Below are 12889 nucleotides of genomic sequence, written 5' to 3' on the forward strand. Positions count from 1 at the left end.
TGCGCTCTCAGCGGCTGCCGTACTCAACCTGGTTCAGCACGGAAGAATCTGCGTTTCCGCTGCGGTCGATCTCGGGACGAGTGTTGTCCGACGCGGCGGCCGTGACACCGAAGATGACGCCGGCACCCAGAACGGCACCGATGACAGCGCTGGCCACACCGGGGACAAGGAACTTCGTCATCGCGGATCTCCCAATTGGTCGTTAGTCGGTCGTTCGCGGTCGGACGGACTTACCGGCCCGTACGAACTGCTCGGGTCAAGGTATCACCCGCACTCGAGAATCCGGACGATTACCCTCGTGACGTGCTGGTCAGTCGAGGGTTTCGGCGCCAAGCGCGGTCAACAGAGTGCGCAGTTTCGTAGATGTCTCGTCGAGTTCGTCCTGCGGATCCGATTCGGCGACAATTCCACCACCCGCGCTGGCCCAGGCGTTGCGGCCGTCTGCACTGATCTCGGCGCAGCGGATGGCAACCACCCAATCGCCGTCACCGGCCTCGTCGCACCATCCCACGGCGCCGCCGTAGAAACGCCGAGGCTCCTCGGTCTCGCGGATGACCTTCAGTGCCGCGTCAGTGGGTGTTCCGCACAGCGCGGGCGTCGGATGCAGCGCGATGGCGAGGTCGAGCGCAGTAGTGTCGTTTCGCAGCGTGCCGCGGATCGGGCTGGCCAAGTGCCAGACCTCGTGAGTATTGGTCAGTTCGGGAGTTGCAGGCACCGACAGATCACTGCACATCGGTTGCAGGACCTCGCGGATCCACGACGTCACGAAGGCGTGCTCGGCCAGATTCTTCGTCGAATGCAGAAGGCTTTCGCCTGCCTCGCGGTCTTGATCGGCGTCGGCGGATCGCTTGGTGGTCCCGGCCAACGGGCGACACGTCACGACGCGCCCGCGCCGACTGACCAATACTTCGGGCGTCGCGCCGACCAGGCTGTGGCCCTCGAATTCGGCTCCCGCAGCAGAGAGGTCGACGGCAAAGGTGTTGGCGACGGGATTGAGCGCCGCCATGCGTGCGGCGAGCGCGGTTGGGGAGATCGGGGTCTGCGTGCGAAGTTCCACAGTGCGAGCCGCGACAACCTTGTCGATCTCTCCACTGCGGAGGCGTCCGATCAACTTTTCCACTCGACGAAGATGCTCCGACGACGACGGGATCTCCCGGTCAACCCGGGTCGTGGGCAGGGCCTGGGGATCGCGCGGTTGCCACGGCCGCGACGCGATCGTCGCCTCGGCGGGTTCGTACAACGCCGTTGCGGCAGCCGGGTCGAAGGGGAGCGCTCCGACGATCAGCTTTGTCGTACCTGCCGACAGAGCGTTGGTGGCCGCGTCGGAGCTGTCGAAGCTGCGTCGTACGCCGCGGGTGACCACGCTGTGATCGGGGCGCGAGAGAACAAAACCGTCCATGGTGCTTTCGACACTAGTCGGCCACGGATCAGGAATGCGCGAAGGTCACTTCCCCGGAGGGACGATCAACACCGGCCGATGACTGTGACGCAGAACATGATCCGCGACGCTGCTCTGCAGTAGCGACCGCAAACCCGTGGTGCCACGGGTGCCGGTCACGATGATGTCGACGTCCAATTCGTCTGCGGTTTCGCAGATTGCAGACCAGATCGCGGATCGGCACTCGGCGCTTCTGCCTTCGACGGTCAGGCCTGCGGCCTCGGCCAGTGCGACGCCCTCGGCGAGGGTGACTTTGGCGTCGGTGTAGGCGATGTCCTCGACGTCGTCGTCGGGAACCCACTCCGGTTGCATCACCCCGGACAGGCCGGACATGCGAGCGGCCTGGCGAACCATGGGCTCCCAGGCAGTGACGAGAACAGCACGATTGGCGGAGAGGAAACGCCCCGCATAGTCGACTGCACGCTTGGCGTTGTCGGAACCGTCGTACGCGATGAGCATCAGACCTTGTGGCATCACGACCTCCTCGTCAGCGGGGGAATCGGTTCTCTTCCAGGCTACCGTCCCGATGTGCCCGTGAGGGAGTGTATGGGTACCGGGTCCGTTACGGTCGAGGTATGCGGATCAAGTTTCTGAAGGCTGCGACGACCATTGCATTGTGCGGAGGGTTGGTTGCGGGATGCTCGGGCGAAAACGGGACCGCCGATCCGGTTTCGAGCGCCCCGACCAGCACCAGCACCGAGATCACGTCGACGCCTGCGGCATCGAGCTCCGCACCCGTCGCCGCATCGTGCGGTAGCGACCTTCTAGCCTCGCTGTCCTTGCGTCAGAAACTTGCCCAGCTGCTCAACGTCGGCGTCACCGGGACCGACGACGCGTTGTCGATAGTGCAGAACGAGGAGATCGGCGGTATCTTCGTCGGAAGTTGGACCGATCAGTCGATGCTCACCAATCGCGAAGTGCCGCAGGTTGCTTCGGCGTCGAAGTTGCCGTTGATGGTGACGATCGACGAAGAAGGTGGACGGGTTTCGCGCGTCGCGGACATCCTCGGGCCCGATCCGTCGGCCAGGGAAACGGCGCAGACCATGACAGTGGAACAGACGTACCAGATGGCACTCGAGCGTGGACGCGGTTTGAAGGATCTCGGGATCACCGTCAACTACGCCCCCGACGTCGACGTCAGCAGCCAACCCGACGACTCCGTGATCGGGGACCGCTCGTACTCCGACGACCCCCAGACCGTGGTTGCCTACGCCGGTGCGTACGCGCAGGGGATGCGCGACGCCGGAATCTTCCCGGTGATCAAGCACTTTCCCGGGCATGGCAGCGCGTCGGGTGACTCGCACCGGGGTGAGGTGACAACGCCGCCGCTACAGGATCTGATCGCGTCGGACCTGATTCCCTTCCGTGAGCTGTCGGGAACCGGAGTCGGCGTCATGATGGGTCACCTCGAGGTTCCCGGTCTGACCGAGCCCGGTACCCCTGCCAGCATCAGCCCCGCAGCCGTTGCGTTGCTTCGCGACGGAGTGGGTTACGGCGCAGCGCCGTTCACTGGCCCGGTATTCACCGACGACCTCAGCGGAATGCAGGCGATCACCGACCGATACGATATTGCCGACGCGGTTCAGGCTGCGCTGGTGGCTGGAGTCGATCAGGCATTGTGGCTGACCACCGACGACGTTCCGCGGGTTCTCGATCATCTCGAGCAGGCCGTCGCGTCGGGTGAGCTTCCGCAGACGCGGGTCGATCAGGCTGTGGTCACAGTTGCCGCTGCCAAAGGTGCCGTGACCTGCTGAGTCGAAGTCAGGATTCGACGCGCAATCTTACCGTAGAGTAAGATCGGCATTTACCCTGTGGTTGGAGGAAGCATGGCCGGCGGTACCAAGCGACTGCCACGCGCAGTGCGTGAGCAGCAGATGCTCGACGCGGCTGTGGACGTGTTCTCCGACAGGGGGTTTCACGAAACTTCGATGGACACCATCGCAGCCAAAGCCGAGATCTCGAAGCCGATGCTGTACCTGTACTACGGCTCGAAGGAAGAGTTGTTCGCGGCGTGCATTCATCGTGAAGGGCTCCGCTTCCTCGAGGCCCTCGCCCCGGCCGGCGCGCCGAACCTGACTCCGCGTGAACAATTGCGCGCCGCTCTCGAGGGCTTCCTCGGGTTCGTGGGCGCAAACCGCAAGTCGTGGATGGTGCTCTACCGTCAGGCCGTCGGGCAGCAGGCTTTTGCGGGAACCGTGCAGTCCAGCCGCGATCGGTTGATCGAGTTGACCGCGCATCTGCTCGAGTCCAGCACCAAGGATCCTGATGCCGCGCATGATTACGGGATCATCGCCATCGCGCTCGTCGGCGCCGGTGAGGCGGTAGCCGACCGGGTCGCGGGTGGGGAAATCGAAGTGGATGCCGCAGCGGATCTACTCGAATCCCTCGCGTGGCGCGGTCTGTCGGGCAAGAAGAAGTCCGAATAGCTCTCAAACCAATCTGAGCGAACGTACCTTTCAGCGCATCCAAGGCGCCGAAAGGTACGTTCGCTCAATTGGGGCGGGTGGGAACCCGACAAAACTCAGGTCAGCGCAGCGTCGCAGTGACGTGCGGGTAACCCTTCTTCGGGTGGCGCAGTGACAGATCCCAGCCGTCGTCGGTGCGATCAGCGTAGGCATTCAGCGTCGCCGGTAGCAGAATCGGCTTGCCGAAACGCACGCGGTAGGTGACCTTGTCCGCGACGGACCCCTCGACGGTCCGCAGAACTGCCGCGGCACTCCACATTCCGTGAGCAATGGTCTTCGGGAAACCGAAAGCCTTCGCGCCCAGAGACGAGACGTGAATCGGATTGCGATCGCCGGAGACAGCGGCGTACTTGCTGATCGTGGTCTGGTCGACGCGGATGGTGCTCATCGGCATCGGCGGGACCTCGTCGGCCTTGGGCTCCGGACCGGGCTGGCCGGACAGGGAGGTCTTCTGCTGGTTCAGGAAGCTCGAGGTCTGTCGCCAGACCAGTTCCCGTCCCACCCGAATTTCGGTGATCACGTCGATCAGCAGGCCCTTGCGGTGCTCACGCAGGTTCTCGGCATGCACCGAGAGGTCAAGCGGTTCGCTGACGGAGATGGGCCGCAGTGATTCGATGACGTTCTCGGCGTGAACGGAGCCGACGGCGGCGAAGGGGAAGTCCTTCGACACCATCAGCTTCATCACGGTCGGGAAGGCCAAGGTGAAGGGGTACGTGATCGGCAGAGTGTCGCCGAACCGCAGTCCGGTCACGCGGCAGTACGCCGCCAGATTGTCGGTGTCGACCTTCAGTCCGGTGAGGGTGAAGGTCTGCTGTGGCACCGAGCGCGAGTTGGACTTGTTCCACGGCAACAATCCCAGTACCGCGCGGGAGTAGATGTCGAGGGTCTTCGGCTGCTCGGTGAGCGCGACGGTCTTTGTTGCCATCATGCGCCCAGGAGGCTCTGGCCGCAGACGCGAACGACCTGTCCCGTAACGGCATTGGAGGCCGGGCTGGCGAAGTATGCGACGGTCTCGGCGACGTCGACGGTCTCGCCGCCCTGCAGGAGCGAGCTCATGCGGCGGCCGGCTTCGCGGGTGGCGAAGGGGATGGCTGCGGTCATGGCGGTCTCGATGAAGCCCGGTGCGACGGCGTTGATGGTGATGTTCTTCTTCGCCAGGACGGGAGCTTCGGCGTGTACGAGGCCGATGACGCCGGCCTTGGAGGTGCCGTAGTTGGTCTGGCCGCGGTTGCCCGCGATGCCGGCGATGGAGGAGACGTCGACGACGCGGCCGCCTTCCTTGAGGGCGCCCTTCTCGACGAGGTGCTCGGTGATCTTCTGCGGTGCAAGAAGATTGACGTTCATGACCATGTTCCAGCGGCCCTCGTCCATGTTGGCGAGGGTCTTGTCGCGGGTGATGCCGGCGTTGTGGACGATGATGTCCGCTCCACCGTGACGCTCGAGGAGGTGAGCTGCGAGGACCTCGGCTGCGTCGGCTGCCGTGACGTCGAGGGCGAGGGACGTGCCGCCGACCTTGTTCGCGGTCTCGGACAGCGCTTCGCCGGCGGCCGGGATGTCAGCGCAGACGACGTGCGCGCCGTCGCGGGCCAGGACCTGGGCGATGGTGGCGCCGATACCGCGGGCTGCGCCGGTGACGACGGCAACCTTGCCTTCGAGCGGCTTGTCCCAGCTTGCGGGCGCGACGGAATCTTCAGCACCGACGACGATGACCTGGCCGTCGACGAAGGCGGACTTTGCCGAAAGGAGAAAGCGCAGAGTCGATTCCACGCCGGAGAGTCCGGTGGATGCCTTGGGGGAGACGTAGACCAGCTGAGCGGTGGAGCCGCGCTTGATCTCCTTGCCGACGCTGCGGGTGAAGCCTTCCAGAGCGCGCTGCGCGACATGCTCGTCGACGCTCGACGTTTCTTCCGGCGTCGTGCCGAGAACGACGACGCGAGCCGACGGTGCGAGGTTGCGGATTACGGGCTGGAAGAACTCGAACAGCTGCTCGAGCTCGCTGACCTGAGTGATTCCGGTGGCGTCGAACACGAGTCCGCCGAAGCTGCTGTCGTGTGCCTGAGCCGCCGGGTAGTCGGAGAGCAGTACGCGAAGTGGTTCTGCGAGTCGACCCTTGCCGCCGATGAGGACAGGTCCGGCGAGTGCGGGTTCCCCTGCTTTGTAGCGACGCAGGTTCTCGGGCCTGGGCAGGCCGGCCTTCGACGCGATGAATGCGCCGGGGGCGGACGAGAGGAACTGTGAATAGAGGTCGGGAGCTCCCTTGCTGGCTGCCACGGTCCTACCTTCTGTTGTGTTTCGGGTTGTCTCTCACCGGGCAATCGAAAGAATGCGGCGATAGACAAGTAACTTACTACTGAGTAAGAATAGTCTTCAACAGGTAATCGCACCATCCTTGGAGACGCAAGTGACAAGCAAAGCCCGTTCAAATGCAAAGCCCGCCGCACCGCGCACTGCACCGGCCACAGCCGCTGCAAATTCTGCAGGTCAGCGCCGTCCGGTTGCGATCGTCGGCGGAAATCGCATTCCGTTCGCACGCTCGGACAAGGCGTACGCACAGGCGTCCAACCAGGACATGTTCACTGCGACGCTCGACGGTCTGGTGAGCCGATTCAATCTGCAGGGCGAGAAGCTCGGCATGGTCGTCGGCGGTGCGGTGCTCAAGCACAGCCGTGATTTCAATCTCATTCGCGAGTCCGTTCTCGGCAGCGCGCTGAGCCCGTACACGTCGGCGTACGACCTTCAGCAGGCGTGCGGCACGGGACTGCAGTCGATCATCGCCGTCGGCGACGCCATTTCGGCCGGCCGCATCGATTCGGGCATCGGCGGCGGCACGGACACCACGTCCGACGCTCCGATCGGCGTCAACGATCAGGCACGCGAGTTCCTGCTCTCCCTCAATCGCGCGAAGTCCACGGGCGACCGCATCAAGCTGCTCGGCAACGTCCGTGCGGGCATGCTCGGCCTGGAGATTCCGCGCAACGGCGAGCCTCGCACCGGCAAGTCGATGGGTGACCACGCTGCGATCACCGCCAAGGAATTCGGCATCAAGCGCGAGGACCAGGACGAACTTGCCGCTGCCAGCCACAAGAACATGGCAGCTGCCTACGACCGCGGCTTCTTCGACGACCTCGTCACCCCGTTCCTCGGCCTGACCCGCGACGACAACCTCCGTCCCGGTTCGACCGTCGAGAAGCTGTCGACGCTCAAGCCCGTCTTCGGTACCAAGCTCGGCGACGCGACGATGACGGCAGGCAACTCGACGCCGCTCACCGACGGCGCTTCTGCAGTGCTCCTCTCCACCGACGAGTGGGCAGCCGAGCGCAATCTTCCGGTTCTGGCGCACCTCGTCGATTCCGAAACCGCTGCCATCGACTACGTCCACGGCAAAGACGGGTTGCTCATGGCTCCCACGTACGCGATCCCGCGTTTGCTGGCCCGCAACGGTCTGACCTTGCAGGACTTCGATTACTACGAGATCCACGAAGCCTTCGCTTCGGTGGTTCTGGCAACCCTGCAGGCCTTCGAGTCGGACGAGTACTGCAAGGAACGCCTCGGCCTCGACGGCGCATTGGGATCGATCGACCGAAGCAAGCTCAATGTCAACGGATCGTCCTTGGCTGCAGGTCACCCGTTCGCGGCAACCGGCGGACGTATTGTGGCTTCCCTCGCAAAGATGCTCGCTGAGAAGGGTTCGGGCCGCGGCCTGATCTCGATCTGTGCGGCCGGTGGCCAGGGTGTCACGGCGATCATCGAGCGGTAACCGCTCCACAATCTCCCCATGCGACTGAAAACTGCGCTCACCTGCAGTGATCGTCGCGAGGGGATGCGTAATCGGGGATCCGGCCACGAGGGGTGGCCGGATCCCCGAACTCTTTGCAAACTTTTTCGCGCAGGCGTGTAACGCTGCAGAATAGCTACCGATATTCATGACAGCCCCGTGTTGCTGCCTGACCCCCGACCTGGCAGCAGCGCGGGGCTCTCGTATGTCCGGATATCCTGTATTGAGTTGTCGGTGAGCGCCGCAGCGACGGTTGATGCAGCGAGGAGCCAACAGGTGAGTGACGAAGAGGGTCCGTCCGTCGAGAAGACGAACAGCGAGGACTCGTCCCTCCCGGAACAGGAACTCGAGTCGGTCGAGGAACCTCAGGCGGTCGAAGAGACCGAGTCGGTCGAGGAAACCCAGTCGGTCGAGGAACCCCAGTCGGTCGAGGAACCCGAGGCCCCTGAGGACACTGAGGCTGTTGTCGAGGCTGAATCAGTAGAACCTGAACCAGCCGAAGCACCAAGGCCTGTCGACGAAGAAGCAAGCGATTCCACGGAAGCGACAGTCGACGAATCGGCAAACGAGGTCACCACCGTCATCCCTGTCGTCCCAGCGGAGGACGCACCGCCGTCGGAAGTAGTCGACGAGGTTCCGGCGACAGAAGCCATCGACGAGCAGACAGAGCAGTTCGAGCCCCCGGCAGTGGTGGTTCCCCCGAAGCCGCCGCGTCCCGAGTTCGTGCAGCAGTACGACACCCAGCAACTCGAACCCATCCAGCAGCAGTACGAGCCTGTTGTCCGAGAACCAGAGGTAGTTGCACCCCCGGCGCCGCAACAACCGGTGGTGCCCGCTTCGCAGTCTTCCCGCAAGTGGGTCAAACCGGCGATAGCAGTCGGCGCCATCTTTGCCGTCGCAGCGATTGCCTACGGAGTGGACATCTTCACCTCGTCCGGGAAGACACCACGCGGCACTCAGGTCGCCGGGGTGGACATCGGTGATCTCACGCCCGCCGACGCGGAAGCCACGCTGCGCGCCCAACTCGGCCCGAGGCTCGTCGAACCGGTAGCGGTACATGCAGGCGGCGTCGACTCCGAGATCGTTCCCGCGTCTGCGGGTGTGGACGTCGACTGGTCGGCGACGCTGTCGGGCGTGAACGCTCAGCCCATCAACCCGATCACCCGCATCACGTCGTTCTTCGGCTCCCGCGAGGTGCCCGTGGTGTCGGCAATCGACCAGGGTGCGTTGGATGCGTCGATGGCGCAGCTCGCGGCGAACAGCGATCGTGCGCCCGTCGAAGGTGCAGTCGTGTTCGAGAACGGGAAGGCGACTGGTGTTTCGCCCGCTGCCGGTCAGGCGCTCGAAACGCAGCAGGCGGGTTCGACCTTCGCCGCTGAATGGTCCGATGGTGGCGTCGTCGATCTTCCGGTCGACGAGGTTCCGGTGACGGTCACTCAGGCCGGTGTCGATCGTGCGCTGCAGGAGATCGCTATTCCAGCTGTCTCGGGTGACGTCGTGGTCAACGGCCGTGACGGCAAGGTCGCGACACTCGGCGTCGATCAGATCGGCGAGGTTCTGACCTTCACACCCGACGGCTCGGGTGGGCTGACTCCGCAGTACAACACGGATGCTGCGATCAAGATTCTGACTCCGCAGTTGGCGTCGACGGAAGTACAACCCAAGGACGCGTCGTTCACCTTCGCCGGTGGCAAACCGTCGGTTGTGCCCGGTGTCGTCGGTGATCTGATCAACTGGCCGGACACGGTCAAGGAACTTCCGGTTCTGTTGGGCAGCACGGCTTCTCGGGCAACGCCCGCCGTTTACGGACCGGTCCCGCCGGCGTTGACCACCGAAGCCGCGGAGGCCCTCGGCATCAACGAGGTGATCGGCGAATTCACTACCGGTGGTTTCGAATACGCGTCTGGTGTGAACATCGGCCTGGCCGCGTCGGAGATCGACGGGGCCGTGATCAAGCCCGGTGACACGTTCTCGCTCAACGAGTACACGGGCCCGCGCGGTGCGGCGCAGGGATACATCGAGTCGGGGATCATCAACAACGGTCGCCCGGACAAGGCTGTCGGCGGCGGTATCAGCCAGCTCGCGACGACGCTCTACAACGCGACGTATTTCGCAGGTATGGAGGACGTCGCGCACACCGAGCACAGTTACTACATCTCGCGGTACCCCGAGGCTCGTGAGGCGACCATCTTCGATGGTGCGATCGACCTGCAGTTCCGTAATCCGGCGAAGACCGGCGTGATGATCGAGACGATTGCGACGTCGTCGAACATCACCGTTCGGATCTGGGGAACCAAAACTGTCGATGTCACGTCGACGACCGGCCCGCGGACGTCGCCGACGTCGCCGAACACCGTGACCTTGCCGGAGGGGCCTGGCTGTGTGGCTTCGAGCGGTGCGCCCGGGTTCACGGTCAGCGACACTCGCGTGATCACCGACCACGCGAGTGGCGCCGAGATTTCCTCGAACACCCGGACCGTCAAGTACGACCCGGTGCCGATCGTGAAGTGCGAGTAGGGAACTACTTGCCGACGAGTGGGGCGAGGGTGCGGCCCGCGAGGTCGACGATGCCTGGCTCTTCGCCGTTCGTGATCAGGTTGATCACGACGCCGTCGATGCCGTGGTCGAGGATGCGCGTCTGGACCTGCTCGGCTACGTCGTCCGGGCTGCCGACGAAATGGCGTTCGGTGGCCTTGGCGACCACGTCTTCCGGCGCGGTGGTGATGTCGAGGCCACGCTCCGCGAGAAATGTTCGCTGATGCGCGCGAGCCTTGTCGCCGTCCTCGTCGATCATCATGAACGTCAGGAAGCTGGTTTCGAGGGTTGCGGGATCGCGACCGGCTTCGTCGCAGCGTGCCGCAAGTGCTTCCATCTTGCGGGGCAGTTCCGACGGGTCGCAGATGATGTTGAGGTGATCCGCGAAGCGAGCGGCGAGGCCGAACGTTTTCTTCTCACCGCCACCGCCGAGCAGGATCGGTAGGTCGTCGCGGACGCGAGGCTCGTTGATGGCGTCCTCGACGTGGTACCACTTGCCGTCGAAGGTGGGGCGATCACCGCGGAGCATCGGCGCGATGATCTGCAGGGCTTCGTCGAGTTTCTGGAAGCGCTCGGTGAAAGTGCCGAACTCGTATCCGAACGAATTGTGTTCGAGTTCGAACCAGCCGGCGCCGATGCCCAGGATGGCCCGACCGCCGCTCACCACGTCGAGGGTGGTGACGGTCTTGGCGAGCATGGGCGGATTGCGGTAGGTGTTTCCCGTGACCAGTGCAGACAACTGGATGGTCTCGGTGGCCGTCGCCAGCGCGGAGAGCGCGGAGTAGGCCTCGAGCATCGGGGCGTCCGGCGCTCCGATTCCGGGGAGTTGGTAGAAGTGATCCATCACGAATGCAGTGTCGAAGCCTGCGGCTTCGGCTTCGCGGGCCTGCGCTATGACGGTGGGGAAGAGGTCCTTGACCGGACCGCCGTAGCTGAAGTTGGGCATCTGGTATCCGAGGCGAGTGCTCACCGTTTCGACGTTACTCGCGATCGGTTGACCTGGCACGATTTTACCAACTCTATGGATTCCGTTGTGCTGGGCAGACTTCCGGAATTCAGAGAAGTTCTTCGGCCGCTTCGCGTCGCTTGGCGCGCTGCTGGTGAAGTTTGACGATTGCGATTGCGACGCCACCGCCGATGATGGCGCCTACCAGCGCGCCGACCCAGGTTGACGATTCTTCGTACGAATCGAATTCGAGACGGGCCATGATTCCGACAGCGGCCACGAGGTAGAGCGCGATGCTGATCACCACGCGAGGACGGCCGTAGGTGGACAACACGTACACATCGACGTCGCGACGCTTCGCATAGATGATCGTGATCAACGAGCCGAACAACGCAACGATCAGCAGCGCGAGCGAGATCCACGCCCCTGTTCGGCCGGCGACCCAGGGCAGAATCGCCGAGCTGACGAATATTGCCCAGAAGACACTCTGGAGTCCCACCGCCGAGGCTTCGTTCCAGACGTCGCGCTGACGCTCGTCCTTGTAGAAGTCGTCGTCCAGATCGCCGACGAACCGCATTGCCTTCATCATGGTGCTCATGCCGTCTCCTCTGGAATTTCTGTGGTGAGTTCCGATTCGGGTAGGGGAAAGAGCGCTTCGACGGTGGTCCCCAGTGCCAGTGCCAGGCGTAGTGCCAGGTAGACACTCGGTGCATAGTCGCCGCGTTCGACGGAGACGATGCTCTGTCTGCTCACCTGACCTGCCGTGGCCAGTTGCGCCTGGGTGAGGCCGGCGAGGCGTCGGTGCTCCCGCACGTTGTTGTCGCCGGCCTTTCCAGTCATGCAAAAAGTAAAGAATACTTGTCACTAGATGTCAAGTTTGCTTGTCATATGAGAGGCTGAAGAGCATGCGTGAACGATTTCTCGAGATCGCCCTGGCCAATCCGGTGGTCGCAACGATCGTGGATCGGGCACCGAAGCTGGGATTGCCGGAGTGGTACCTGACGGCGGGTGGGCTCTTCCAAACCGTCTGGAATCACATCGACGGCCGTGACCTCGGCGCCGGAATCAAGGACTACGACCTCTTCTACTTCGACGCCGGCGATCTGAGCTACGACGCGGAGGACCGTGTGATTCGTTCGGCGGCAGAACTGTTCGCCGATGTCGATGCCGATGTCGAAGTACGCAACGAAGCCCGCGTGCACCTGTGGTACGAGCAACATTTCGGGATTCCCGGCGTTCCGTTCACCAGTTGCCGCGACGCTATCGACCACTTCGCTTCCACAACTTGCTGTTTCGGGATCATCAAGGGATCAGACGGCACCGTCGACGTGTATGCCCCGCATGGCTACGACGACCTTTTCGACATGATCGTCCGCCCCAACCCGGTACTGGCGCCGAGAGAGGTGTACGAGGCCAAGGCGGCACGGTGGCGCAGGGAATGGCCCGCGCTGACCGTGGAGCCTTGGCCGGAGAACCTGACCTAGACTTCGATCGGCGGATGCAGCCTGTCCATGGTCCATTGCCGATTTCGGCGTGAGAGGCGTGTCTTCCCTGGTCGCAGTGCGTCCGCCACGGCCACGAACTGTGGCCGATCCGTGTCGACCCTGCTGTCTCGTCCGTCCGTGCATGGAGACAACCGGCCGGATTCAACGCATCCAGCTGTAGTTCTGGTAGTTGAACCCCCGCAAGACCTTGCGCCTTTCGGAATCGTCTGCGCTAATTTCACGAAC

Annotated in this window: 13 protein-coding genes; 5 read left to right on the top strand and 8 right to left on the bottom strand. The window is 63.6% G+C overall.

All coding sequences use genetic code 11. The features are described from left to right. Positions 1–7: 7 nt before the first annotated feature. The 3 genes from ACVZUB_RS05370 to ACVZUB_RS05380 all read right to left on the bottom strand — a co-directional run bounded on the left by ACVZUB_RS05370 (position 8) and on the right by ACVZUB_RS05380 (position 1912). Positions 8–181: a DUF2613 domain-containing protein gene (locus tag ACVZUB_RS05370; RefSeq protein ID WP_003945488.1), complete on the bottom strand. Its 174-nt coding sequence runs from the start codon at positions 179–181 to the stop codon at positions 8–10. Positions 182–310: 129 nt separating this feature from the next. After that, on the bottom strand, positions 311–1399 hold the full coding sequence (locus tag ACVZUB_RS05375; RefSeq protein ID WP_083058398.1) for an isochorismate synthase: 1089 nt from the start codon (positions 1397–1399) through the stop codon (positions 311–313). Positions 1400–1444: 45 nt separating this feature from the next. Next, entirely contained in the window at positions 1445–1912 is a 468-nt protein-coding gene (locus tag ACVZUB_RS05380; protein ID WP_003945900.1) for a universal stress protein, read from the bottom strand. Positions 1913–2013: 101 nt separating this feature from the next. Here ACVZUB_RS05380 and ACVZUB_RS05385 point away from each other — a divergent pair, with 101 nt between their 5' ends. Both ACVZUB_RS05385 and ACVZUB_RS05390 read left to right on the top strand, forming a co-directional pair. After that, complete coding sequence (locus ACVZUB_RS05385; protein WP_058039141.1) at positions 2014–3192, top strand: glycoside hydrolase family 3 N-terminal domain-containing protein; 1179 nt, start codon at positions 2014–2016, stop codon at positions 3190–3192. A gap of 72 nt (positions 3193–3264) precedes the next feature. Continuing rightward, positions 3265–3864 carry a TetR/AcrR family transcriptional regulator gene (locus ACVZUB_RS05390; protein ID WP_003945885.1) on the top strand — a complete coding sequence of 200 codons (600 nt, stop codon included), beginning with the start codon at positions 3265–3267 and terminating at the stop codon, positions 3862–3864. Positions 3865–3964: 100 nt separating this feature from the next. On the opposite strand, the gene ACVZUB_RS05395 is transcribed toward ACVZUB_RS05390, so the two are convergent. Then, positions 3965–4828, bottom strand: coding sequence for a MaoC/PaaZ C-terminal domain-containing protein (locus ACVZUB_RS05395; RefSeq protein WP_063314950.1), 864 nt, complete (start codon positions 4826–4828; stop codon positions 3965–3967). Next, on the bottom strand, positions 4828–6174 hold the full coding sequence (locus ACVZUB_RS05400) for a 3-oxoacyl-ACP reductase (protein WP_482628209.1): 1347 nt from the start codon (positions 6172–6174) through the stop codon (positions 4828–4830). The genes ACVZUB_RS05395 and ACVZUB_RS05400 overlap by 1 nt, the downstream gene beginning before the upstream one ends. A gap of 130 nt (positions 6175–6304) precedes the next feature. On the opposite strand from ACVZUB_RS05400, the gene ACVZUB_RS05405 reads away from it, so the two are divergent. Next, positions 6305–7660, top strand: a complete 1356-nt coding sequence (locus ACVZUB_RS05405) for an acetyl-CoA C-acetyltransferase (RefSeq protein ID WP_063314948.1) — start codon at positions 6305–6307, stop codon at positions 7658–7660. A 294-nt stretch (positions 7661–7954) separates the two neighbouring features. Further along, positions 7955–10195 (top strand): VanW family protein, encoded by a 2241-nt coding sequence (locus ACVZUB_RS05410; protein WP_063314947.1) that lies wholly within the window; start codon positions 7955–7957, stop codon positions 10193–10195. Between the two features lie 4 nt (positions 10196–10199). On the opposite strand, the gene ACVZUB_RS05415 is transcribed toward ACVZUB_RS05410, so the two are convergent. From ACVZUB_RS05415 to ACVZUB_RS05425, 3 genes are all read right to left on the bottom strand, one after another. Next, a complete protein-coding gene (locus ACVZUB_RS05415; protein WP_172403486.1) occupies positions 10200–11183 on the bottom strand; it encodes an LLM class F420-dependent oxidoreductase in 984 nt (327 codons plus the stop codon). An 85-nt stretch (positions 11184–11268) separates the two neighbouring features. Next, the gene (locus ACVZUB_RS05420) at positions 11269–11757 is read right to left on the bottom strand and encodes a hypothetical protein (protein WP_050655513.1); all 489 of its coding nucleotides are present in this window, start codon (positions 11755–11757) and stop codon (positions 11269–11271) included. Beyond that, positions 11754–11999: a helix-turn-helix transcriptional regulator gene (locus tag ACVZUB_RS05425; protein ID WP_007734566.1), complete on the bottom strand. Its 246-nt coding sequence runs from the start codon at positions 11997–11999 to the stop codon at positions 11754–11756. The genes ACVZUB_RS05420 and ACVZUB_RS05425 overlap by 4 nt, the downstream gene beginning before the upstream one ends. 65 nt (positions 12000–12064) lie before the next feature. Here ACVZUB_RS05425 and ACVZUB_RS05430 point away from each other — a divergent pair, with 65 nt between their 5' ends. Continuing rightward, positions 12065–12643, top strand: a complete 579-nt coding sequence (locus ACVZUB_RS05430) for a nucleotidyltransferase family protein (RefSeq protein ID WP_482628210.1) — start codon at positions 12065–12067, stop codon at positions 12641–12643. Positions 12644–12889 lie beyond the last annotated feature (246 nt).

The organism is Rhodococcus sp. OS5 (assembly GCF_056837585.1).

Excerpts from the sequence above, each read along its gene's own strand:
- ACVZUB_RS05390 (WP_003945885.1), top strand. The coding sequence starts at position 3,265 with ATGGCCGGCGGTACCAAGCGACTGCCACGCGCAGTGCGTGAGCAGCAG.
- ACVZUB_RS05370 (WP_003945488.1), bottom strand. The coding sequence starts at position 181 with ATGACGAAGTTCCTTGTCCCCGGTGTGGCCAGCGCTGTCATCGGTGCC.
- ACVZUB_RS05375 (WP_083058398.1), bottom strand. The coding sequence starts at position 1,399 with ATGGACGGTTTTGTTCTCTCGCGCCCCGATCACAGCGTGGTCACCCGC.
- ACVZUB_RS05380 (WP_003945900.1), bottom strand. The coding sequence starts at position 1,912 with ATGCCACAAGGTCTGATGCTCATCGCGTACGACGGTTCCGACAACGCC.
- ACVZUB_RS05430 (WP_482628210.1), top strand. The coding sequence starts at position 12,065 with ATGCGTGAACGATTTCTCGAGATCGCCCTGGCCAATCCGGTGGTCGCA.
- ACVZUB_RS05420 (WP_050655513.1), bottom strand. The coding sequence starts at position 11,757 with ATGAGCACCATGATGAAGGCAATGCGGTTCGTCGGCGATCTGGACGAC.
- ACVZUB_RS05425 (WP_007734566.1), bottom strand. The coding sequence starts at position 11,999 with ATGACTGGAAAGGCCGGCGACAACAACGTGCGGGAGCACCGACGCCTC.
- ACVZUB_RS05385 (WP_058039141.1), top strand. The coding sequence starts at position 2,014 with ATGCGGATCAAGTTTCTGAAGGCTGCGACGACCATTGCATTGTGCGGA.
- ACVZUB_RS05395 (WP_063314950.1), bottom strand. The coding sequence starts at position 4,828 with ATGGCAACAAAGACCGTCGCGCTCACCGAGCAGCCGAAGACCCTCGAC.